This is a genomic window from Clostridium sp. YIM B02569, assembly GCF_022320765.1.
Lineage (GTDB): Bacteria > Bacillota > Clostridia > Clostridiales > Clostridiaceae > Clostridium > Clostridium beijerinckii.
Genome location: NZ_JAKJJX010000041.1, coordinates 1 through 22,397, shown reverse-complemented (window position 1 = coordinate 22,397; position 22,397 = coordinate 1). Strand labels below are relative to the sequence as shown.

The following is a 22,397-nucleotide window of genomic DNA, read 5'->3' as shown; positions in this document are numbered from 1 at the left end:
GTTAATATCAATAAGGATAAGATGAATATTAATTCATGCAATTAGAAAAAATAGAATCGAGTAAAGATTAAATAAGATTAATTTAAGGTTATTATTTGATATATTATTTGTAAAAAAGTTAAAAGCAAAGATGAGATATTGAGAATTTATGATATAATTGAATAATAAAATTATTTTTAGTTATATATGGAGGTAGGATAGAAGAATGAATAAAGGTATATCACTAGACTTATCAAAAGTTTCTCCTTATTTAGAAGAAGCAGAACTTGAAAATATGGAAAGCATGGTTAAAGCTGTTCATGAAGATCTACACAATAAAACAGGCGCAGGTAATGATTTTTTAGGTTGGGTAGACCTTCCTGTAAATTATGATAAAGAAGAATTTGCAAGAATTAAAAAGGCAGCAGAAAAGATTAAATCAGACTCTGATGTTTTAATAGTTATTGGAATAGGTGGATCATATCTTGGAGCTAGAGCAGCTATTGAAATGTTGACAAATAATTTCCATAACGTATTAGGAAGTGATAAGAGAAAAGTTCCACAAATATTTTTTGCTGGAAATAATATAAGTTCAACATATATGGCAGAACTTCTACAAGTAATTGAAGGAAAAGATGTAAGTTTAAATGTAATTTCAAAATCAGGTACAACTACAGAACCAGCAATTGCATTTAGAATTTTAAAATCATATTTAGAAAAGAAATATGGTGTAGAGGAAGCAAGAAAGAGAATATATGCAACAACTGACAAAGCTAGAGGTGCTTTAAAGACATTAGCTGATTCAGAAGGATATGAAACTTTTGTAGTTCCAGATGATGTTGGAGGAAGATTTACAGTATTAACAGCGGTTGGATTATTGCCAATAGCTGCGGCTGGAATCGATATTGATGAAATGATGAAAGGTGCTGCAGATGCAAGAACAGCTTATTCAGTACCATCAATTAAAGAAAATGATGCTTATAAATATGCAGCAGCTAGAAACGCTTTGTATAATAAAGGAGCATCAATTGAAGTATTAGTAAATTACGAACCATCACTTCATTATTTTAACGAATGGTGGAAACAATTATACGGAGAATCAGAAGGTAAAGACCATAAAGGATTATTCCCAGCGGCAGTAGATTTTTCAACAGATCTTCACTCAATGGGTCAATATATCCAAGACGGAAGAAGAATAATGTTTGAAACAGTTGTAAATATTGAAAAACCAAAATATGAAATAAATATAGAAGAAGCTGATAATGACTTAGATGGATTAAATTTCTTAGCTGGAAAGACTATGGATTTCGTTAATAAGAAAGCATTTGAAGGAACACTATTAGCTCACAATGACGGTGGAGTTCCTAATATGGTATTAAGTGTACCAGAAATTTCAGCATATTATTTCGGATACATGGTTTATTTCTTTGAAAAGGCTTGTGGAATAAGTGGATATCTTTTAGCAATAAATCCATTTAATCAACCAGGTGTTGAAGCTTATAAAAAGAATATGTTTGCTTTACTAGGAAAGCCAGGATATGAAGATATGAAGGCTGAACTAGAAAAGAGACTTTAGTTTAATTATGAAGATTATTATTGATGGAGATGCCTGTCCAGGCATCTCCATTATTGAAAAAGCGGCAAAGGAACACAATATTTCAGTGATAATTTATTGCGATATTCATCATTTTATACAGAGCAATTATTCTGTAGTTAAAGTTGTTGATAGTGGATTTCAAAGTGTGGATATGTATGTAATGAATGAAACTAAAGAAGGTGACATAATTGTGTCTCAAGACTATGGTGTGGCTGCAATATGTCTATCTAAGAAAGCGAAAGTAATAAACCCTAAGGGATATATATATGATGAGAAAAACATAGATAGATTATTGGAAGAAAGACATATATCACAGAAAATAAGAAGGAGTGGAGGAAAGACCTCTAACCCCAAAAAAAGAACTGACGAAGATAATATTAGACTGGAAAAAAACTTATTAAAACTTATAACTAGTTGATAATTTTAGAAGCTTAGATAAGAGCTTCTATTTTTATGCTATAAAAATTATAAATTTATATTTTGGATATTATTTCAATTATGACTGGAAAGTTTTGTAAAAAGAGACAACCTTACTAACATATGAGTTTATATAGGCATTTATGATATAATCAAATAAAAAATAAACTGAAGTTATTTACAAAAAATGGTATAAATGTATAATATAATAATAAGGATCATTTTGAGAATTGGTATGAGAGGAGTATGAATTTATGGAGGAACTTCAGTTAAAGTATGTTGAGATAGCTTTTGATAAGCAAACACCGCAAAAAGTTGACACGGAGATAAATATATCTGGTAAAATAGATGGGGAAATAGAAAATTTAGAATATAAATTTATTGTTGGCAAAGGTGGGGTTTGGAATACTATACAAGAATTTTCAGAAAAAAATTATTGCATATGGAAACCTAGAAGAGAAGGGGAGTATATGGTTATGGTACAAGCCAGAGAGAGGGATGGAAAAAAACCTTTAGACTATTTAGCCAAAGAGGACTATTCTATAGTGACAGAGGAAGTGAGTAATACTGTGGATAAAGAGACTAGTATTCAAGATGTTACTAATGATGAAGAAATTAAAAACGCTTGCAATGATAAAGAAAGTAATTTGCTAGCGTCTGAAAAAGAAGACCCTATTTTATGCAATATTGAATTTAAAGAGGCAATAAATAGTATAGAAGACAATGTGGTGTTTCTTGAAGTTAAAGAAATTTCTAGAGAAGAAAAAGAAGTATTAATATCAAATAGCTATGCTGATGAAGAAATATCATATTCTAATGATATCGAGGAAGTTGAAGATACAGTAGATAATACTCAATATAATGAAGAAGTTCTAAATAAAATATTAATTCAAAACAATGCTCAAATAGAACCAAGTTTTATAAAAGATATCCGTATAGACAAAGAGGAAATAAAGGTTGGAGAAAAATGTTATATTGAAATAAGGACAGATGATGAGAATGTATATTTATATAGATATTATATAAAAAAGAATAATGAATGGGATATAATTAAGGATTATGATAAAAGTAACATTTTAAAATATACAGCAAATGAGTCTGGAAATAAAGAATTTTTAATTCAGTGTAAAAGAATGGATTCCACTGAAACTTTTGAAGATCATAGAATTATCACACTAAAAGTGAGAGAAATTGATAAAGTAGAAATAACCAATTTTAAATGTTTAAATAACTCATTAATAGCGGGAGAAAAGCTTGGTTTTATAGTAGAAACAAATATTGAAGAATCTGTTAGTAATGAAGATATAGTATTACTGTATAAATTTTATAAAATATATAAAGATGGAAAATCAATTTGTATACAAGACTATTCAACCAAAAATAATGTGTATTATAAGGAAACAGAAGCGGGTAGCTACAGAATTTTATGTCTAGTAAAAAGCATATTTTCAAATAAAGAATATGATGATAGAGCTATTTTAGTATATAGTGTTAAACCATATAAAACGATTAAGATTAATAATTTTGTAGCCGATTCGAATTCTCCTAATATAAGTGGAAGTAGTATAAAGTTTACTTCAGAAATAGAAGGTGGAAACAAAGTTATATATAGATATCAGGTTAATGGACCCATTAAAGAGGACACGGGCTTTATAGAAAAGAGTGAATTTGTATGGAAACCATCTGAAGCTGGAGAATATGACATTATACTTTATGTTAAGGATATTACTTATAAAGGTGAATATGAGGATTTAAAAAGAATTACATTTAATATTGAGAAAAAGAGTGAAAAGCCAGTAAAGATTTTAGATATTGTGGTTGATAAAGAAAAGAAGATTATTGTCGGGGAGCCTGTTGGTATAACGGTAAATGCTGAAGGCGGAATAAAGCTCCAATATGCATTCACAATTAGAAAAGATGGAAGAAGGTTAGAGGGAGTAGATTATAATAAATCTAACTGGATCAATTTTATTCCTAACCAGGCAGGAGAGTATGAAGTAGAAATAAGACTTAAGGATAAGTACTCAGATAAATCTTATGATGCCCAAACGGTTATATATTTGAAGGCTCTAGAATACCTACCCGGTGAAATAGATTATATAATATTGCCTTATAAGGAAACGCATTTGATTGGGGAAGCTGTGGAATTTGAATGCATTGTTCAAAATACACAGAATACTTTATTGAAATATGAAACCAAAATTAATGGACATTCTATTGAGAAAACAGAGTTCTCAAAAAATAAAAAGTTGAGATTTATACCTAAAACTGCTGGTAAATACACTATAGAAGTTTATGCTAAGAATGTTAAATGCACTAGTGAGTATGATTCTAAGAAGCAGATAAACTTGTATGTAAGTGAGGCGTCTCCTGTAATAGAAACTAATATAATAGCAAATACACTAGAGGGCCATATAAATGAGGAACTTACATTTGAAGCTATAAGCAGAGGCGGGAAAAATGTTTGCTATGAATTTTATTTAATGGAGAATAACGAGTGGAGAAAGGTGCAAGCATATAGTAGAAAGCATTATTATAGCTTTATGCCGTTTACTCAAGGGAAATATAAAATTTTAGCTTTAGCCAAAAGCTATTATAAAAAAGTTAGTTATGAGGATTATGCTGAAGCAACATTTTATGTTAAAGGTTTAAAAGGATAACTCGAAAATAAACATAGGATAAATTTTGGAGAAAGGTTGTTTTAATATGGCAATAGATGGTTTAGATAAAATATCAAATGAACAATTATTAGCAATGAATATGCTAAGTAATGGACAAGTAACAAATGATTCTGATTCTGATTCGGATTCTACTAATAGCACGAGTGGTGAAAAAGATTTAGCATTTCAACTAGTTATGAAAAATCTCTTGGAATCATCAAAAAAATCTAAAGAAAATGGTAATGCTGAATCAAATGGGAATCCAAATGAAGTAAAAAGTGAAACAGCCAACAGTGAGAAATTAAATTCAAAAGATAATATAAATTTAAATAGTGCAGCCAGAGTAGGACAAACATATGTGACAGGACAAAACTTAGAAGAAATACCAATGGTTTTAACTAATAATTATATAGGTTTTACAAAAAAATCGGAGTCTGCATTATCTAATAAAAGTGGAGCTGATATTAAGAAAATATATTCGGCTGTAGATGATGCAGCTAAAAAATATGGGGTAGATCCTAATCTAATATTAGCTGTAATTAAGCAGGAGTCTGATTTTGATCCTAATTCAACATCTGGTGTTGGAGCTGCTGGATTAATGCAGATAATGCCGGAAAATTTTTCACATTTAGGTATAACTGATGGATATGATGTTGAGCAAAATGTTAACGGTGGAACTAAGTTGCTTAAAGAATATTTAGATAAATATAATGGAAGTTCAGAGATGGCTCTTATGGCATACAATGGAGGACCTGGAACTATGCAAAGAAGAGGTGTATCATCATCTTCTGACTTATATAAAATGCCACAAGAAACTCAGAACTATGTTCCGAAAGTAATGGGGTACTATAGAGATGGAATCTAGGATGTTTTACATTCTAGATTTTTTAAGGAATAAAATAATTATAATCATATAAAAACTGCATCAAAAAAACCATCAGTAACATTTGGATGACTTTTTTCATGCAGTTTCTTTGCTGTTTGTTAATATTGTTAACAATATGTACATTTTTAAGCTAAATTTATTTTGTTATCGTATTCAAATACTAGGTAAATGTTTTCAGAAAACCATAATAAAAAACGCAACCCTTGGGGCTAGGTTGCGCTTTAGCAATAAGCAATAAGCAATAAATAAAAAGGGGGCTATATATTCCTTTTATTTATCCTTGCAAGAATATTATAGGGTATTATTATTAATAATGCAAGTGATTTAATAAAAAATGTGAATATTTTTGAAAGAAATGAATTATTTTATTGCAAAATTATTTAATATTCGTTAATAGCTCTTTAAAAGGCTTAATTCTTCATCTGTTAATTCTCTATATTCGCCTTCTTCTAAATCTGGATCTAATAATAACCCACCGAACTCTTCTCGTTTAAGATAAGTTACCTTTTTTCCAACAGCTTCAAACATTCTTTTTACTTGGTGGAATTTACCTTCTTGAATTGTAAGCCTTATTTCAGATCCATCGTTACTGCTCGATAATATCTCAAGATTAGCTTTTAAACATTTATACCCATCATCTAAAGTAATTCCATCCTTAAAGGCTTTTATATCTTTTTCATCAACGCTTTTATCTATTTCAGCATAATATACTTTATCAACATGCCATTTAGGTGAAATCAATCTATGGTTTAATTCACCATCATTGGTTAATAATAATAATCCAACGGTATCTTTATCCAATCTACCAATAGGGAATGGGTCGAAAACCTGATGCTCTAGGTTTAATAAATCAATAACTGTTTCATCTCTATTATCATGGGTAGCTGATATAACTCCATCTGGCTTATTCATCATTAGATATATGTATTTACGATATAGTACTTCTTCACCATTAATTTTTATAACAGATTTTTCAGGGTCAACAAGCATGGCGCTATCTTTTACTATTAGACCATCAACTTCTATAATTCCCTTTTTGGCAAAAGATTTAACATCTTTTCTGCTTCCGTATCCTAAATTAGAAATTACTTTATCTAATCTTTCCAAATTATTCACTCCAATCGTTTGTTTACTTTAATTTATACATTGATTTATTGTACCATAATAATAAATATCTTAACACATGCATATATAACTTGTAATTTATCTACTTCATTTTTATTTTTAATAAAACTAATAGGATTTATACAAATTATAATATTTATAAAAGAAAACCATGCATAAATGAAATTATTTCATATGCATGGTTTTCTTTCAATAGATTTATATCCACTGTACAATAGAATTTAATGGCTGTCTTGTTTTTTCATGTGGTTCTTTGGCACGGTATCCAAAGCTAGCCATAACTGAGACACCAAAGTGTTCAGTATCTAAAATACCTTCATTCTTAAGAATTTCTTCTACTTTTTCAATATTAAATCCTTCAATTGGGCATGAATCAATTTGCAAGAAAGCTGAAGCAGTTAGCATGTTTGCTAGAGCAATGTAAGTTTGTTTACTTGCCCAGTCAAAAATTGCACGATCACTTTCAAATAAATTGAAATCATTCTTCTCAAAGCTTTCGAAAGCTGATTTTCTTTGATTGGCTACATCTTCAGGAAGATTTTGAACTTCAGACATAATTTTAGTTATATATTCAGAATTATAAATTGTATCAACTTTTTTACGAGCAAGAAGAATTACAAAGTGACTAGCCCCATTAAAGCTATTCTGAGCTCCCCAAGATACAGGAAATAATTTTTCTTTAAGAGATTTATTTTGAACTACAAGGAATTTCCAAGGTTCAAAACCGAATGAGCTTGGAGAAAGGCGCCCAGCTTCTAATATAGTATTAAAATCTTCTTCAGATACTGTTTTTGTAGGGTCAAATTGCTTACAAGCATGACGAAATTGAAATGCATCTATAATTTCTTTGTTTTTGTTATTCATTTAAAAACCACCTCTTATCTAAGTATAAGTTGAGTCTAACACACTTGGATACTTCATTGAAGTACGCACAAATTTGATATATAATATAAATGAACTTACCTAAGTATCTATTTTATACTAAAGGAGCGAAAAATATGCATGAACAAGTTATATATCCGGATTGTCCCAACCACCCATGCCCAGTAGAGACAACACTAAATATAATTAGTGGTAAGTGGAAGGGGATTATTTTATATCGTTTATTAGGTGGCAAGAAACGATTTAATGAATTAAAAAAATTGATTCCAAATGTTACACACAGAACATTAACACTTCAATTGCGTGAACTTGAAAGAGATAAAATATTAAAACGTACAGTTTATGCGGAAGTTCCTCCAAGAGTTGAATATGAGTTGACGGTTCTTGGCCAGTCTATGTCACCGATAATTAAATCTATGTATGATTGGGGGCTGAATTATCAATCAGAATTAAAGTCTTAAAAAAGAAATTAGATATTTAATTAGCGTTTTAAATTGATAATAAAAATTTAAAACTATATTAAAATAAAAAAAAGCATTGACAAAAAAATATTAGAATTCTATAATTAATTCGTACCCGAACGAACGAGGTGGTAAAAATGAAAAACAAATGTATCGTTGGAAGAATGAGTATAATTGTTGAAGCGTCCAACAAATTTTTGACAAAGAAAATAAAGGATGAGCGACTACCTATATTGCAAAATCACGCAGCACTATTTGATATATTACCTGAAGATGGTTCGAAGTTGCTTTTTAATGAAATAGCAAGCACATGGAAAATATCAAAATCATCTTTATCTGACATCATAAATAAGTATGAGAGTCAGGGGTTAATAAACAAGTGCATGTGTAGCGAAGATAAGAGAAGTGTATATATAAGTTTGACTCCTGAAGCTGTAGTTATAAAGCAAAAACTTCAAGTTATGGAAAGAGAATTTCTAGATATAATATTAAAAGATTTTGGTGAAGATGAAAAAAAGGTCTTTGAAGATAATATAGATAAAGCTCTTAAAAATATAATAAAAATGCTCTAAAGGCATTTTTTTTAAATAGATAATTCGTACGCGTACGAAGAATATAAGAGAAGGAGTGTAGATTATGAAAGAATTAATAATGAAATCACTAGATAAAATTAGACCAATGCTGCAAAGAGACGGAGGAGACGTTGAATTAGTGGATGTGAGCAACGATGGAGTTGTAAGTGTAAAAATGCAAGGGGCTTGTGGAAATTGTCCAGGAGCAATGATGACAATAAAAATGATTATTGAGCAAAAATTAAAGGAAGAGGTTCCTGGAGTTACAGAAGTCATAGGAGTGTAAAACTAAAGAGTTTAATAAGTTAATGTAAATAAAATGTTTTTAAAGTTGGTATATACTTCGTACGCGAACGAAGTATATGCTGAAAAGATTCGTTTCGGGTACTAAATGAAATATAAAAAACATATAGAAATCATAATTAAGATATTAAGGTAGATACTAAAATATTAGGGAGGGGTAATATGTTTAATTCAATAAGAAAAAGATTAATCTTTAATTTTGTTTTAATAGCAGCAATAATAACTTTAATTTGTATAACTTTCTTTTCATACCAAATGGTAAATGGAATACAAAACCAAATGAAAGCAGATGGAATTATTTTAGTTAATAATATAAAAGCAAATATAGAAAGTGTAGGAGTTACAAATACAGATAAAATACAGGGAATAATAGATCAAACATATAAATATTCAGATGGAGAATTATGCTACATAGGTGTAATATCAAGTGATAAAACTCTTGTTGCAGGAACATCTAAGGAATCAATTGGAGAGAAGATTGATTCAACAGGATTAGATGCAGTATTTAAAGGTGATACAGGAGCATATATGTACGAATGGAAGGGGACTCCTGCATATAATGTAACAGTTCCTGTCAAAGACGGAGATGATATAGGATATGCTCTTTCAATCGGAATTTCTGTTGATAACATGCAAAAGTCTATTAGAAGCACTATTATAAAAAGCATAATTTATGCCATAGTAGTATTGATATTAGCAGCTGTTGTAGGAGTATATATAGGAAGGCGAATTGCGAAACCTATAGAAATTATTAAGGATGTTATTGAAAAAGCAGGGAATGGAGATTTTACAGCAGAATATAAAATTACAGGTAAAGACGAAATAGGAAAATTAGCAGCTGCAAGTAGTAAAACTAGAAAGAGCATGAGGGAGCTTGTTAGAAAAACAAAAGTAATATCAGAAAGTTTGGCTAAACTATCAAAGGATATTGAAATTGGCGGCAGCACTGTAGCATCCTCTAGTGAAGAAATCGCAACTTCAGTAACCAATGTATCTCAAGAAGGTATAAAACAAGCAGAAGCGTTAGAAGAGGCTGTTAGCTTATTAGAAAGTTTTTCAATAGATTTAGATAATGTGGATAATAAATTAACATTATTAGCTGATGGTGGAAAAGTAATAAAAGATGATACAAATAAGGGAGCAGAAACTATAAATAAGCTAGCGAACACTATCGATGATATGTTAAATTCATTTTCGGTATCAAGAGCAAAGGTTGAAAATTTAGATAGCACTATATCGCAGATTAATTCCATAGTTGATGTTATAAATGGAGTTGCAAAACAAACTAATCTTTTAGCATTAAATGCATCCATTGAGGCAGCAAGAGCAGGGGAGGCTGGAAAAGGATTTTCAGTAGTGGCAGAAGAAATACGAAAGCTTGCAGAAGAAGTATTAAATTCATCAAAAAGCATAACTCAATTAATAAATACAGTTATGAAAGAGACTCATGATGTTTCTAATACTACAGAGGCTGTAACTAAAATAGTAGAAGAAAGTAAAAATGATATCAATACCGTAACAAACTCATTTGAAGGAGTTATTAGCAAGGTTAATAATATTCCTAGTGATATTAATATGGTTCATGTGGTACTTCAAGAAACTATGAAAGGAAGAAATAAGATCTTAAATACAGTTGAAAATATAGCTTCAAAATCGCAAGAAATATCAGCCCTTTCAGAAGAGGTTACAGCAGCTACAGAAGAGCAAGCAGCTATAACAAATGAATTTTCTATGACAGCAAAAAAACTAGTTAATATTTCATCGGTATTAGAAAAAGACATCTTAAACTTTAGAATATAGTTCCTTATATTGGTGAATTATAAAAGTTAGAGTGATTAATATATGATGAGTAAAAGTATTAAATTACTGAGTAATGCGTGAGTAACACTTGATTAAAATATCAAGTGTTTTTTATTCCTAAAAATTTATAATTTTTCTAAGTAGATATAGACTAACCTAGAATATAAGTTTGAATATATGCAATTAAAATAATATTTTAGTTAGGTTAATGATTTAAACATAAGCACATATGGTATAATATTTAAGGATTGGGAAAGGAGGAATAAGTAAATGGATTTAAAATCATTACTTAATAAAGAACAATATGAAGGGGCAACTACAATTGATGGGCAGGTACTTATTTTAGCTGGAGCTGGTTCAGGTAAAACAAGAGTTTTGACACATAGAATGGCACATATGATTGAAGATTTAGATATTGCACCTTACAGTATATTAGCTATTACTTTTACAAATAAGGCAGCAAAGGAAATGAAGGATAGAGTTAAGGCACTTATTGGTGAAAGAGCAGAAAATATGTGGATATCCACTTTCCATTCAACTTGTGTTAGGATACTAAGAAGAGAGATAGATAAGATAGGCTACAAGAGCAGTTTTACTATATACGATAGCTCAGATCAAAAGACATTAGTTAAAGAGTGCATGAAAACACTTAATATTAATGATAAAGATATAACAGAACAAGAGATAATGGGAAAGATAGGAAAAGCTAAAGATAGAATGCAAAGTGTTAGAAGCTTTATGTTAGAAAATGAAGCTAACTTTAGGGAAAAGAAAATTGCAGATGTTTATGAAATGTACCAAAAGAGATTAAAAGAAAACAACGCGTTGGATTTTGATGATTTAATTTTCAAAACAGTTGAGCTTTTCAAAAATAATCCTGAAGTATTGGAGTTTTATCAAAATAAATTTAAATATATCATGGTTGATGAGTATCAGGATACTAATGGTGCTCAGTATGAGTTGGTTAAATTACTTGCTTCAAAATATAAGAACATATGTGTTGTTGGAGATGACGATCAGTGTATTTATCAGTGGAGAGGTGCGGATATTCAAAATATATTAGATTTTGAAAAAGATTATCCAGGAGCTAAAGTAATTAAGCTAGAACAAAATTATAGATCAAAAGGAAATATACTAAGTGCAGCTAATGTAGTAATTGTTAATAATGCAAATAGAAAAAGTAAAGTATTAAGGACAGAACAAGAGCCAGGAAATAAAATTAAAATATATAGGGCCTATGCTGATAGTGATGAAGGAGACTTTGTTAGTAAACAAATCTTAGATATAAAGAATAAAGAAGATAAAAATTATAATGACTTTGCTATACTATACAGAACAAATGCTCAGTCGAGAATTTTTGAAGAAAGTTTTAGAAGGAAGGGAGTCCCTTATAAAATAGTAGGAGGCACAAGATTCTATGACAGAAAAGAGATAAAAGATGTATTAGCATATTTAAAAGTTATTGTTAATCCTCAAGATGATATTAGCATTAGAAGAATAATAAATGTACCTAAGAGGAGCATTGGTGATGCAACTGTTGCAAAGGTTCAAGAATTTGCAAGCAGCTTTGAGTTTGATTTATGGGACGCATTAGCTGAAGTAAGGAGCATTCCAACATTAACGTCAAGAAATGTTTCAACAATTGAACCCTTTGTTGCGCTCATGGAAAATTTCATGGAACTCAGTGAGACAGTCCCTGTTTCAGTACTTATTGAATCAATATTAAAAGATACTGGATATCTAAAACAATTACAGGAATCAAATGAAATTGAAGACAAGAGTAGAATTGAAAATTTAAAAGAGCTTGTTTCAGATGCAGCTGATTTTGAAAAGAACAATGAAGACAAATCGTTATCTGCTTATTTAGAGAGAGTTTCTCTAGTTCAGGATACGGATAAGATTGAAGAGGAAGATGATGCAGTAGTATTAATGACAATCCATAGTGCAAAGGGGTTGGAGTTCCCTGTTGTATTTATGGTTGGTATGGAAAATGGTATTTTTCCAGGGAATGCGTCATTTGAAAAAGAATCAGAGATGGAGGAGTCAAGAAGATTATGTTATGTTGGTATAACTAGAGCAAAACAGACATTGTTTATGACTTCGGCAGAGGTTAGGAGAGTATTTGGTAAAACAGTAGCATATCCTCAATCTGATTTTATTAATGAAATAAAGCCAGACTTAAAAGAATATGTTGGAGTTAAAAAGGAAAGTGCTAAAAGCAGGGAGAAGATTATGCAAAGCAATTCCTACACTAACCCACACAGTTTAAGAAATAGTGTTACAGGTAATAGAGCATATACTCTTAATAATGGCGGTATTAATAATGTAATTGATAGAAGTACTATGAATGAAATGGCTAAAGAATATATATCTGTTAGTGAAGCAACCCTTGGAAGAAAAGTAATTCATGAAAAGTTTGGAAAAGGAACAATTGTGGCTGTCCAGGATTCAGGTAACGATAAGAAATTAACGGTTGCGTTCGATAAACAAGGTGTTAAGTCATTATTATTATCTTTTGCAAAACTTAAAATGATTTAGTGGAGATTTGGAGGCTAATATGGATAAGATTGAAAGAATAAAAGAACTTGTTGAAAAGTTAAATAGATATTCATATGAATATTATTCTTTAGATAGTCCATCTGTAAGCGACAAGGACTATGATGAAAAATACTACGAACTTCAAGAGCTAGAAAGAGAAACGGAATATGTACTTCCTTATTCGCCTACATTAAGAGTTGGGGATGTAGTGCTAGAAGGATTTAGGAAGTATACACATAAAGCAAGGCTTTGGAGCTTAGATAAAGCGCAAAGTTTGCAAGAAATTATAGATTGGCATAATAGAAATGTTAAGTTTGTAGAAGAGGCTAGGGGCAGAGGAGAAAATCTGCCTGATCTAAAGTATGTTGTTACAAAGAAATTTGATGGATTAACAATTAATTTAACATATAATACTGAAGGTATACTTGAAATAGCTGCAACAAGAGGAACAGGAAGTATTGGTGAAGAAGTTACAGCACAGGTCAAAACAATAAAATCAATTCCACTTAAAATTAATAGCAATGATATTTTAGAAGTTCATGGAGAAGCTATTATGACGCAAGAAGCGTTTAATAAATATAATGAGACTTCTGATACACCACTAAAGAACTTAAGAAATGGGGCTGCAGGCGCTTTAAGAAACTTAAATGTAAAAGAAACTGCACGAAGGAATCTTTCGGCTTTCTTTTATGATGTAGGCTATAAAGAAGGAACTCCATTTAAGACTTATATGGAAATGATGGAGTTTATAAAACAGCAAGGGCTCCCTGTTGATGATTATATAAGGGTATGTACGTCTATAGAAGAAATTGAGAAAGAGATAGATTATGTAAGAGATATTAGATTTGATTTAAATTATGATATAGATGGATTAGTAATTGCAATAGATGATATTAGAACAAGAGAATTGATAGGATATACAGTAAAGTTCCCTAAATGGGCGATTGCATTTAAATTTGAAGCCCAAGAAGCAACAACTAAACTTTTAGATGTTGAATGGAATGTTGGAAGAAGTGGTAGAGTTGGTCCAACAGCAATATTAGAACCAGTGGAACTTGCAGGCGTTACTGTTAAAAGAGCGACTTTAAATAATATGGATGATATTGCGAGAAAAGGTGTTAGAATTGGTGCAGAAGTATTTGTAAGAAGAAGTAACGATGTTATACCAGAGATAATGGGGATAGTACCAGAATCTTTAGAAGGTTCAGAGGAAATATCAGTTCCAGAAGTTTGTCCTGCTTGTGGCAGTCATTTAGTGTTAAATGGAGCCCATTATTTTTGTGAAAATACTTTATCTTGTAAGCCTCAATTAGTTAAAACTATAGTTCATTATGCTTCAAGAGAAGCAATGAATATAGCTGGTTTTTCAGAAAGAACAGCGGAACAACTATTTGAAAAACTTAATATTAAATCTATTTCTGATTTGTATAAACTGAAAGAAGAGGATTTAATAGGATTAGAAAAGTTTGCAGCTAAGAAAGCGCAAAATCTTCTGGAAGCTATCGAAAAAAGTAAAGATTGTGAGTTATACGCATTTATATATGCCTTAGGAATTCCAAATGTAGGAGTAAAGACTGCAAAAGATTTAGTTAGCAGATTTGAATCTATAGAAGGCTTGAAAAATGCAACCTTTGAAGAACTCGTTGGAGTTCAGGATGTCGGAGATATAGTTGCTCAAGGGGTTTTGGCATTCTTTAAAGAGGAAAAGGTTTTACAAACAATTGAAGAATTATTATCTCTAGGTGTCAGTCCTAAATATGAAGAAAAAGAAGTGATAGCAAGTGCTTTTGAAGGAAAGACTGTTGTTGCAACTGGTTCACTTAAAAATTATTCTAGAACTGAGATAAAAGATAAACTTGAAAGCTTAGGAGCAAAGGTTGCAGGAAGTGTTAGTAAAAAAACGGATTATGTAATAGCAGGAGAAGCTGCAGGATCAAAATTAACTAAAGCAGAGGAACTAGGAATCAAGATCCTTTCGGAAGATGAGTTTGAAGAAATGCTAAGGAGGTAGAGTATGAAAAAATTAATAAATTTGCTTGAATTTATATCAGCTTTTATAACAAGCATCTTAATAATTTGTACTTTTTTGACAACATATCAATTTTATTATGTTGGTCAGATTTTTAATTCATACTTACCGATACAACTTGGAGTCTGTATCACTATGGCAATTTTAGCAATTAGGTTTCTTATTAACGAGACAGGAAAAAAGAGAATAGTATATTGTATCTTAAGCTTTTTAATATCAATTTCTTTAATTTTCTTTATGATAAATTTAATCAAGTAATAAAATATTGATTAAAACCAACTTAGCAGCTGTTGATTTGCAACAGAAGTTTTTGATTAAGGAACTGACTCAAAGTTATTTAAAAACATTTGAGTCAGTTTTTTGATTAGACAAAGTAAATTGTGGAAATAATTCTTAATATAAATTAAGGCAAAGGGTGTAATTATGAAAAGAATTTTTTTCTATGCAATTATGTTAAGTTTTATAATATTATTTTGTTTAGGATTTGTGAACAAAGAAAGTAACAATTTATCTACTGATGATTCGCAAGAAGCAATAAGTTATGGTATAAATGAGATCCCAGAAGATTTAGAAAAGGTTACTAATTTATCTAAACGCCATGAGGACATTATATGTGCAGTAAGCAAAGGGCTGGTTTCTAAAGATGTGGATAATAAAATAGTACCATCTTTGGCAAGTGAAATTACAAAAAGCAAGGATGGCATTCAATATGAGTTTAAAATTAGAGATGATATTTTTTGGAGTGACGGAAGTAAAATAACTCCCAATGATATAGCTACTTTTTTTAAAGAGCTACTTAAAGAAGAAGATGAAGAAAATATACAAGCATTGCTTAATGTTTATGGAGCAAAAGAATTCAGAGATGGGAAAGTTGTATATGAAACTGGAGTTGCAATAAAAGGAAATGAGAATTCTGTTATCATTAGATTGAATAAAGCGGATGATAATTTCTTAAGCGAATTGACCAAACCACAGTATACACTAAGAAAATATTTAATAATGTGGCGTAATATGAAAAATAGTTATAATACACTAATTTACTCTGGTGATTATAAGATTGATTCATTTAACAAAGATCAGGTTGTCTTAAAAAGAAATGAGAATAATAATAAAAGTGGTATAGATACTATTAAAATATTAAATGATGATAGTGTAGAAACATCTATGGCATCATATGAAGTCAAAGAAAGGGATATTGTAATAAATCCACCAGAAAGTGAACTTAATAAATTATCAGAGCAGAAAAAATTAATAACACTTCCAGAAACAAAAGGAACATATTTAGTCATTAACAGTAAAAGTAACTCTATTCCTCTTCAAGGAAGAAGAGATATTTATAATGATGTATGTAAAGCTACAGAATCGTATCAAAATTCAAATAATAAAGAATTTGAACTTGCAGAGGGAAGTTTTTTTAGGGAGGATAAACAGGACCTAACAAAATTGCAAGCAAGGAAAGTTATTAGCAATAAAGAAGGTGAATGGAACAAACCTAAGATATTAACATTACTATGTGAAGATACTGATGAGAATAGAATTTTATGTAGAACAATCGAAGACTGGTTTAAAAATAATACAAATATAACAATAAAATATAGTTTAGTAAAAGAAGAATTCGAAGATGAAGAATTGAAAAAAAGATACGATATGATTTTGGTTAATAATAATGCCAATTCATCTGACAAAACAGATTTTTATAATAACTTTAAAAAATATCTAACTGAAGACCAGAATAAATTGTTGGAAAAGTTATTAATCACTAAGAATAATGGAGATTATTCAAGCTTAGAAGAAAATCTATTTGATAACTACGATATTCTTCCGTTGGTGTTTTATAATGAAAATATAGCAATTTCTGATAAGATATCTGATCTAAAATTAGATGGAAATGGTAATATAAATTTTGCTACAATACAATAGCAATAGTCTTAAGGTTAAGATTAATGATTGTCTAGAGCATATGTTTTCAATACAACGTATTATAACTATCCTTATATGTAAATCTTATATTTTGATTTACATATAAGGATAGTTTTTTGTCATATCCATATCTATGAATCTTAAAACTTTTTCTTACTGTGTGGATGTTGTGCTTTATTTTTCTTTAGTTTTTTATTTTTAACAGAATGATTAATTTTAGTCGTACTATCATTATTTAATGAAGCTATATTAGTATTTTTTTTGAAAGTATTAAAGCTATTGAGTACAGGTTGTTTAAAGTCAACAGGATCTTCTGATTTTGATAAGTTTAATTGTGTCTTTAAGTTACTTACATTACTCTCTGGACTAGATGTAGCTAATGGATTATTAGAGTTATTTTCATTTGCGTCAGTTGTTGCAAAACCAGTATTTGAGTCAATAGAGCTATCTAAATCAGAGAGTCTTTCTAATCCTAATGGTGGGATAAATTCCATAAAATCTTCAACCATATCTTTAAGAAGGTAGATAATCATAAAGAAGTTGAATATATTTTTGCTACTATCAAAAGAAGTTCTTTTAGTAGTTAATGAATCTTTTTTCTTTGAATAACTTAAGCTTTTAACAAATACAGGAGCTAAACCTGTGCTTTTAGGAGTAGGTAATACTGGCATTCTAAAATATATCTCATCTAACATATCATCAGAACGTAGGCTTAATCTCTTATATCGTTCTACCTCGTCTAAGGTTGGTGCTTCAGGCCAACTTGTTAAAAGACCGCCGTTTACGAAGAATTTTCTATAAAGACCAGAAATAATAGGTCGTAGTTCTGAAATCCTATCTTCTTGAAATGAATACATAAGTAAACATAAAAGGTATAGATTAATTTCAATGCAAGAGTATTTACTATCTTTCTTATCAGACAATTTTATAAATATATTTTTATCTGTATCATATAAACCAATCAGTTTTTCAGTAATTTCTTTAGAAAATTCTTTAAAAGAAATTATTTCTGTATGTTTATAAGCTTCCATTAGACAGATAGAAAATAATGCACAATCATCTATAGAATCCATATAGTAATCTTTTTCTTGAAATTTAGAAATCAAAAAGTCACCCAAGTCTAAAATTAATTCTTTCGCATTTTGTGAACACGAATATTTATAATGAATATTTAGAGCGAGAAAAATTTGTATACATTCACTAAATGATAAATCATATAATACAGAATTATAAGTTTTAAACATATCTAGAATTTCGTTTGAAAATGCAGCATAATCTTTGCTAAGTTCATCACTATCATTATAATGTGAGTATAGTAAGTAAGCAGCCATCATAAAAGCTTGATCTGAAAATTTAAATTTATCATCTTTATCTATTAAAGAAAATCCCTTAGAATTTCCATCAGATATATTTTTTTTATCTATAAATAAGCCTTCATTATTTCGTAAGTTTTCAGAATAGAATTGTAACTGCTCTCTAGCAAGGAATTTAAATGGTTTCTCAAGAGATACTATATTTCTTTTTCCATCACTATAATGTGAATAATATTCGCTTAATTCAAGTAAACATAAAGTCATAAGAGCACTAGTAGAAGGGCTTATTTCCTTTTTAAAACTTGCCTCATCAAAACTAGGGCTGCTTTTACTATGAATAAATAACGGTGAAGCTTTCCTGTATAAGCATAATAGTGGAGAAAAATTATTTAATATGCTAATATCTTCTATAGGAGATTTTTTTGAAGCTCTAGTTTGAGCTAAAATTCCGCATTTAGAGTTTAGAACCAAAGTCTTTATTGATTCTTTGGATAAGTAAAAAAGTTGACCACTAATTTCTTTTTGGGAAAGACTGTTCATCCTAAAAAATGGTCCTATATATCTCAATGTATAACACCTCTCATAAAATTCTCATCTTATTCATTAATATGAAATTTGTAAACAAAAAGTACATAAAATAAAAATAAAAGGAGAGTTTTTATAATGAAGGAAGGAAAATTAGATTTCGAGGATTTGAGAAATATCATATTAAATAATAAAACAATTAAGAGAAAGGAGGTAAAGATTAGAAATGATGTTGGAGAAGATTGCTCTATTATTGATTTTGGAGAATATGAAGGAATATTTTCTACAGATCCGATAACAGGAGCAAGTGAGAATGTTGGGAAACTAGCAGTACATATTAATTGTAATGATATAGCATCAGCAGGTGGAGAGCCTATAGGTATTTTAGTTACAATATTAGCGCCAGCATCATCAACATTACAAGAGATAAACGAAATCATGAAGGAAATTAATGAAGAAGCAGCTAAGATTAATGTAGAGATTATAGGAGGACATACAGAAGTAACAAGTGCAGTAAATAAGATGGTTATATCCGTAACAGTGATAGGAAAAAATTTAAAAGGTAAATCTGTAAAAACTGCAGGAGCGCAATTAGGAGATGACATAATAGTAACTAAAACATTAGGGTTAGAGGGCACATATATCTTAATAAATGACCATAAAGCAAGAATTGAGAAAATTTTATCAAAAGAAGAGATAGAATTTGGAAGTAATTTAATCAATAAGCTAAGTGTTCTTAGAGAAGGAAAAATAGGCGGAGAATTTGGCGTTAATTCAATGCATGATATAACAGAAGGAGGACTACTTGGAGGACTTTTTGAGGTTGCTATGGCATCAAATAAAGGCTTTAAAATATTTAAAGAGAAAATACCAATGTTGGATATAACTAAAAAGGTTTGCATGGAATTTAAAATAGATCCACTTAGGTTAATATCGTCTGGGAGTATGCTTATTACTACTAAAAATGGTGGAGGGTTTATAAAACTTCTAAATGAAAGTGGAATTGAGGCTAGTATAATAGGAAAGATATGTGAGAGTGGAGCATTATTAATAGATAATGATAATGAAATAGAGGTTGAACCACCTAAAAGAGATGAATTATTTAACATACAGTAAGAATTCTAAAAGATTAATGTGTTTTAAGTAATTTAGTTGTAGTTATATAAAAGTCATTTAGGAATATATAGCGTTAGTTAGGTTACTTAAAAATGAAAAAGTGATACTATTATTAGTGATAGAAAGGCAAAAGAACTAGTGATTTTAAAGCACCTTATAGGGTAATTATGGAATTTGAAATTTTTATTGTAAATGAGCAAAAGGAGATATATAATGAAAAAATTAATATTAGCTAGTAATAATAAGAAAAAGATTAAAGAAATGAAAGAAATATTAAAAGATATAGATATAGAAGTTAGATCATTGGAAGATGAGCGTATAAACATAGATGTAGTTGAAGATGGAAAAACATTTGAAGAGAATGCAAAAAAGAAAGCAAAGGAAATATATGAATATTTGTTAGAAAGAAAAGATAGTAATTTTATTGTATTAGCAGATGATTCAGGGTTAGAGGTAAATTACTTAAATGGGGAGCCTGGAATTTATTCTGCTAGATATGCAGGGGAACATGGAAATGATTCAAAAAACAATGAAAAGCTTTTAAACAAGTTAAAAGGAGTTTTAAAAAGCAATAGAGGAGCTAAGTTTATTTGCCAATTAGCTATGTTTACAGATAAGGGGGAGTATTTTAAAGTTACAGGTGAAGTGGAAGGATATATTATAGAAGAACTACATGGAGATGGCGGATTTGGATATGATCCATTATTTTTCTACGAACCATTAGATAAAACTTTTGCTGAGTTAACTTCAGAGGAGAAAAATGAAATAAGTCATAGAGGAAAGGCATTAAAGGAATTAAAAAAGGTAATTATTAAACTAATTTAATTTATTTAGAAAGTTATTCTAGATAGATAGGTTCTTTACTATATAAGAGTTAAATGAATAATAATGCAGGAGGAGAAATTAAATTATGTTAATTGCAGTTGTAAGTGATACACATAGGATGACTAAATATATTAATTTGGCTAAGGGACTAATAAAGGATGCCGATATTTTGATACATCTAGGAGATAACATTGATGATGCGGAATTATTAGAAAATACTTTTAAAGGAAAAGTATATGCTGTTGCAGGTAATTGCGATTATTCAACTAAGTATCCAAAGGAATCTGTTATAGAAGTGAATGGAAAAAAGATATTTTTTACACATGGTGATCTGTATGGGGTAAAGAGTTCTATGAATAATATCTATTATAGGGGAAGAGAATTAAATGCTGACATTGTGTTATTCGGTCATACACATCAACAATTAGTAGAGAAAGAAGATGATATGATATTAATGAATCCAGGAAGTATATCATTACCTAAATTTAAAGGGAGATGTATAGGGTTTATAAACATCGATAATAATGGGGAAGTAGACGCATATTTAAAAGAAATCAGGGCATAATGATTAAATATTTAAATTTATTATGAAAAATTATAAAAAAGGTATTGACGAAACAGATTTGATATTGTAGAATAATCATTGTCGCTGAGAGATGAGTGACAAGTTAAAAAACTGGTTGAGATTCTCGGGGTGTGGCGCAGCTGGGAGCGCGCGTGGTTTGGGACCATGAGGTCGCAGGTTCAATCCCTGTCACCCCGACCATTAAAAGATTAATATTTGCGGGTATCGTATATCGGTAATACTCCAGCCTTCCAAGCTGGAAAGGTGGGTTCGATTCCCACTACCCGCTCCATTAAAAGATTATAATATTAATCAAAATGGTTAAAAAGTCTTGACAAAGTTTGAAGGAACAGTTAAAATAAAAAACGTTCCAAAGAAAAAGTGATTGACAAGATTGCTTGGATAGAGTATAATAAAAAAGTCTGAAAAGCAGTTAAATGTTGAATATGCGTTTTTAGCTCAGCTGGATAGAGCAACGCCCTTCTAAGGCGTGGGCCAGGGGTTCGAATCCCTTAAAACGCACCATTATAATCGGGGTGTGGCGCAGATGGGAGCGCGCGTGGTTTGGGACCATGAGGTCGCAGGTTCAATCCCTGTCACCCCGACCATTTAAAAAATAAATATGCGGGTATCGTATATCGGTAATACTCCAGCCTTCCAAGCTGGAAAGGTGGGTTCGATTCCCACTACCCGCTCCATACAAATTTAGTATTTGTAACATAATAAAAAATATGCGTTTTTAGCTCAGCTGGATAGAGCAACGCCCTTCTAAGGCGTGGGCCGGGGGTTCGAATCCCTTAAAACGCACCATTATGGTGAACGTAGTTCAGTTGGTAGAGCGCCAGTTTGTGGCACTGGTTGTCGTGGGTTCGAGTCCCATCGTT

18 protein-coding genes and 6 tRNA genes are annotated in these 22,397 nt (G+C 30.2%); 21 read left to right on the top strand and 3 right to left on the bottom strand.

The window, feature by feature from the left end:
* The first annotated feature begins 205 nt into the window (after positions 1-205).
* The 4 genes from L3B96_RS25595 (at position 206) to L3B96_RS25580 (ending at position 5,518) form a co-directional block, all read left to right on the top strand.
* Entirely contained in the window at positions 206-1,555 is a 1,350-nt protein-coding gene (locus L3B96_RS25595) for a glucose-6-phosphate isomerase (protein ID WP_017209837.1), read from the top strand.
* Positions 1,556-1,562: 7 nt separating this feature from the next.
* Positions 1,563-1,994, top strand: a complete 432-nt coding sequence (locus L3B96_RS25590; protein ID WP_065418247.1) for a YaiI/YqxD family protein — start codon at positions 1,563-1,565, stop codon at positions 1,992-1,994.
* A gap of 253 nt (positions 1,995-2,247) precedes the next feature.
* Complete coding sequence (locus L3B96_RS25585) at positions 2,248-4,653, top strand: triple tyrosine motif-containing protein (RefSeq protein ID WP_238948938.1); 2,406 nt, start codon at positions 2,248-2,250, stop codon at positions 4,651-4,653.
* 46 nt (positions 4,654-4,699) lie between these two features.
* Positions 4,700-5,518 carry a transglycosylase SLT domain-containing protein gene (locus L3B96_RS25580; RefSeq protein ID WP_238948937.1) on the top strand — a complete coding sequence of 273 codons (819 nt, stop codon included), beginning with the start codon at positions 4,700-4,702 and terminating at the stop codon, positions 5,516-5,518.
* Positions 5,519-5,929: 411 nt separating this feature from the next.
* Here L3B96_RS25580 and L3B96_RS25575 read toward each other — a convergent pair whose 3' ends face one another.
* Both L3B96_RS25575 and L3B96_RS25570 read right to left on the bottom strand, forming a co-directional pair.
* Positions 5,930-6,646 (bottom strand): pseudouridine synthase, encoded by a 717-nt coding sequence (locus tag L3B96_RS25575; protein ID WP_238948936.1) that lies wholly within the window; start codon positions 6,644-6,646, stop codon positions 5,930-5,932.
* Between the two features lie 216 nt (positions 6,647-6,862).
* Positions 6,863-7,528, bottom strand: coding sequence for an NAD(P)H-dependent oxidoreductase (locus tag L3B96_RS25570; RefSeq protein ID WP_238948935.1), 666 nt, complete (start codon positions 7,526-7,528; stop codon positions 6,863-6,865).
* Between the two features lie 134 nt (positions 7,529-7,662).
* Here L3B96_RS25570 and L3B96_RS25565 point away from each other — a divergent pair, with 134 nt between their 5' ends.
* From L3B96_RS25565 to L3B96_RS25530, 8 genes are all read left to right on the top strand, one after another.
* Positions 7,663-8,007, top strand: coding sequence for a helix-turn-helix domain-containing protein (locus L3B96_RS25565; RefSeq protein ID WP_011967696.1), 345 nt, complete (start codon positions 7,663-7,665; stop codon positions 8,005-8,007).
* A gap of 137 nt (positions 8,008-8,144) precedes the next feature.
* On the top strand, positions 8,145-8,579 hold the full coding sequence (locus L3B96_RS25560) for a MarR family transcriptional regulator (RefSeq protein WP_017209844.1): 435 nt from the start codon (positions 8,145-8,147) through the stop codon (positions 8,577-8,579).
* A 64-nt stretch (positions 8,580-8,643) separates the two neighbouring features.
* Positions 8,644-8,865, top strand: a complete 222-nt coding sequence (locus tag L3B96_RS25555) for a NifU family protein (RefSeq protein ID WP_011967698.1) — start codon at positions 8,644-8,646, stop codon at positions 8,863-8,865.
* A 179-nt stretch (positions 8,866-9,044) separates the two neighbouring features.
* Positions 9,045-10,682: a methyl-accepting chemotaxis protein gene (locus tag L3B96_RS25550; RefSeq protein ID WP_011967699.1), complete on the top strand. Its 1,638-nt coding sequence runs from the start codon at positions 9,045-9,047 to the stop codon at positions 10,680-10,682.
* Between the two features lie 270 nt (positions 10,683-10,952).
* Positions 10,953-13,220 (top strand): DNA helicase PcrA, encoded by a 2,268-nt coding sequence (gene pcrA, locus L3B96_RS25545; RefSeq protein ID WP_041893711.1) that lies wholly within the window; start codon positions 10,953-10,955, stop codon positions 13,218-13,220.
* A gap of 19 nt (positions 13,221-13,239) precedes the next feature.
* Positions 13,240-15,231 (top strand): NAD-dependent DNA ligase LigA, encoded by a 1,992-nt coding sequence (gene ligA, locus L3B96_RS25540; protein ID WP_011967701.1) that lies wholly within the window; start codon positions 13,240-13,242, stop codon positions 15,229-15,231.
* Positions 15,232-15,234: 3 nt separating this feature from the next.
* Positions 15,235-15,507: a hypothetical protein gene (locus L3B96_RS25535; RefSeq protein WP_017209848.1), complete on the top strand. Its 273-nt coding sequence runs from the start codon at positions 15,235-15,237 to the stop codon at positions 15,505-15,507.
* 165 nt (positions 15,508-15,672) lie between these two features.
* Positions 15,673-17,169: an ABC transporter substrate-binding protein gene (locus L3B96_RS25530; RefSeq protein ID WP_077855957.1), complete on the top strand. Its 1,497-nt coding sequence runs from the start codon at positions 15,673-15,675 to the stop codon at positions 17,167-17,169.
* 140 nt (positions 17,170-17,309) lie between these two features.
* On the opposite strand, the gene L3B96_RS25525 is transcribed toward L3B96_RS25530, so the two are convergent.
* A complete protein-coding gene (locus L3B96_RS25525; protein ID WP_077855958.1) occupies positions 17,310-19,049 on the bottom strand; it encodes a hypothetical protein in 1,740 nt (579 codons plus the stop codon).
* A 96-nt stretch (positions 19,050-19,145) separates the two neighbouring features.
* Here L3B96_RS25525 and L3B96_RS25520 point away from each other — a divergent pair, with 96 nt between their 5' ends.
* From L3B96_RS25520 to L3B96_RS25480, 9 genes are all read left to right on the top strand, one after another.
* On the top strand, positions 19,146-20,123 hold the full coding sequence (locus L3B96_RS25520; RefSeq protein ID WP_077855959.1) for an AIR synthase family protein: 978 nt from the start codon (positions 19,146-19,148) through the stop codon (positions 20,121-20,123).
* A 213-nt stretch (positions 20,124-20,336) separates the two neighbouring features.
* Positions 20,337-20,948: an XTP/dITP diphosphatase gene (locus tag L3B96_RS25515; RefSeq protein WP_077855960.1), complete on the top strand. Its 612-nt coding sequence runs from the start codon at positions 20,337-20,339 to the stop codon at positions 20,946-20,948.
* Between the two features lie 85 nt (positions 20,949-21,033).
* Positions 21,034-21,513 (top strand): metallophosphoesterase, encoded by a 480-nt coding sequence (locus tag L3B96_RS25510; RefSeq protein WP_077855961.1) that lies wholly within the window; start codon positions 21,034-21,036, stop codon positions 21,511-21,513.
* A 125-nt stretch (positions 21,514-21,638) separates the two neighbouring features.
* Positions 21,639-21,714: transfer RNA gene (locus tag L3B96_RS25505), tRNA-Pro, on the top strand.
* A 17-nt stretch (positions 21,715-21,731) separates the two neighbouring features.
* A tRNA-Gly gene (locus L3B96_RS25500) sits at positions 21,732-21,805 on the top strand.
* Between the two features lie 156 nt (positions 21,806-21,961).
* Positions 21,962-22,038: transfer RNA gene (locus tag L3B96_RS25495), tRNA-Arg, on the top strand.
* A gap of 7 nt (positions 22,039-22,045) precedes the next feature.
* Positions 22,046-22,121, top strand: a tRNA-Pro gene (locus tag L3B96_RS25490).
* A gap of 16 nt (positions 22,122-22,137) precedes the next feature.
* A tRNA-Gly gene (locus tag L3B96_RS25485) sits at positions 22,138-22,211 on the top strand.
* Between the two features lie 35 nt (positions 22,212-22,246).
* A tRNA-Arg gene (locus L3B96_RS25480) sits at positions 22,247-22,323 on the top strand.
* Positions 22,324-22,397: the final 74 nt, after the last annotated feature.

What these genes read in the sequence shown, in the direction of transcription:
- L3B96_RS25590 (WP_065418247.1), top strand. Translation starts at nt 1,563, where the DNA reads ATGAAGATTATTATTGATGGAGATGCCTGTCCAGGCATCTCCATTATT.
- L3B96_RS25580 (WP_238948937.1), top strand. Translation starts at nt 4,700, where the DNA reads ATGGCAATAGATGGTTTAGATAAAATATCAAATGAACAATTATTAGCA.
- L3B96_RS25555 (WP_011967698.1), top strand. Translation starts at nt 8,644, where the DNA reads ATGAAAGAATTAATAATGAAATCACTAGATAAAATTAGACCAATGCTG.
- pcrA (WP_041893711.1), top strand. Translation starts at nt 10,953, where the DNA reads ATGGATTTAAAATCATTACTTAATAAAGAACAATATGAAGGGGCAACT.
- ligA (WP_011967701.1), top strand. Translation starts at nt 13,240, where the DNA reads ATGGATAAGATTGAAAGAATAAAAGAACTTGTTGAAAAGTTAAATAGA.
- L3B96_RS25560 (WP_017209844.1), top strand. Translation starts at nt 8,145, where the DNA reads ATGAAAAACAAATGTATCGTTGGAAGAATGAGTATAATTGTTGAAGCG.
- L3B96_RS25520 (WP_077855959.1), top strand. Translation starts at nt 19,146, where the DNA reads ATGAAGGAAGGAAAATTAGATTTCGAGGATTTGAGAAATATCATATTA.
- L3B96_RS25570 (WP_238948935.1), bottom strand. Translation starts at nt 7,528, where the DNA reads ATGAATAACAAAAACAAAGAAATTATAGATGCATTTCAATTTCGTCAT.
- L3B96_RS25510 (WP_077855961.1), top strand. Translation starts at nt 21,034, where the DNA reads ATGTTAATTGCAGTTGTAAGTGATACACATAGGATGACTAAATATATT.
- L3B96_RS25550 (WP_011967699.1), top strand. Translation starts at nt 9,045, where the DNA reads ATGTTTAATTCAATAAGAAAAAGATTAATCTTTAATTTTGTTTTAATA.
- L3B96_RS25565 (WP_011967696.1), top strand. Translation starts at nt 7,663, where the DNA reads ATGCATGAACAAGTTATATATCCGGATTGTCCCAACCACCCATGCCCA.
- L3B96_RS25515 (WP_077855960.1), top strand. Translation starts at nt 20,337, where the DNA reads ATGAAAAAATTAATATTAGCTAGTAATAATAAGAAAAAGATTAAAGAA.
- L3B96_RS25585 (WP_238948938.1), top strand. Translation starts at nt 2,248, where the DNA reads ATGGAGGAACTTCAGTTAAAGTATGTTGAGATAGCTTTTGATAAGCAA.
- L3B96_RS25530 (WP_077855957.1), top strand. Translation starts at nt 15,673, where the DNA reads ATGAAAAGAATTTTTTTCTATGCAATTATGTTAAGTTTTATAATATTA.
- L3B96_RS25535 (WP_017209848.1), top strand. Translation starts at nt 15,235, where the DNA reads ATGAAAAAATTAATAAATTTGCTTGAATTTATATCAGCTTTTATAACA.
- L3B96_RS25595 (WP_017209837.1), top strand. Translation starts at nt 206, where the DNA reads ATGAATAAAGGTATATCACTAGACTTATCAAAAGTTTCTCCTTATTTA.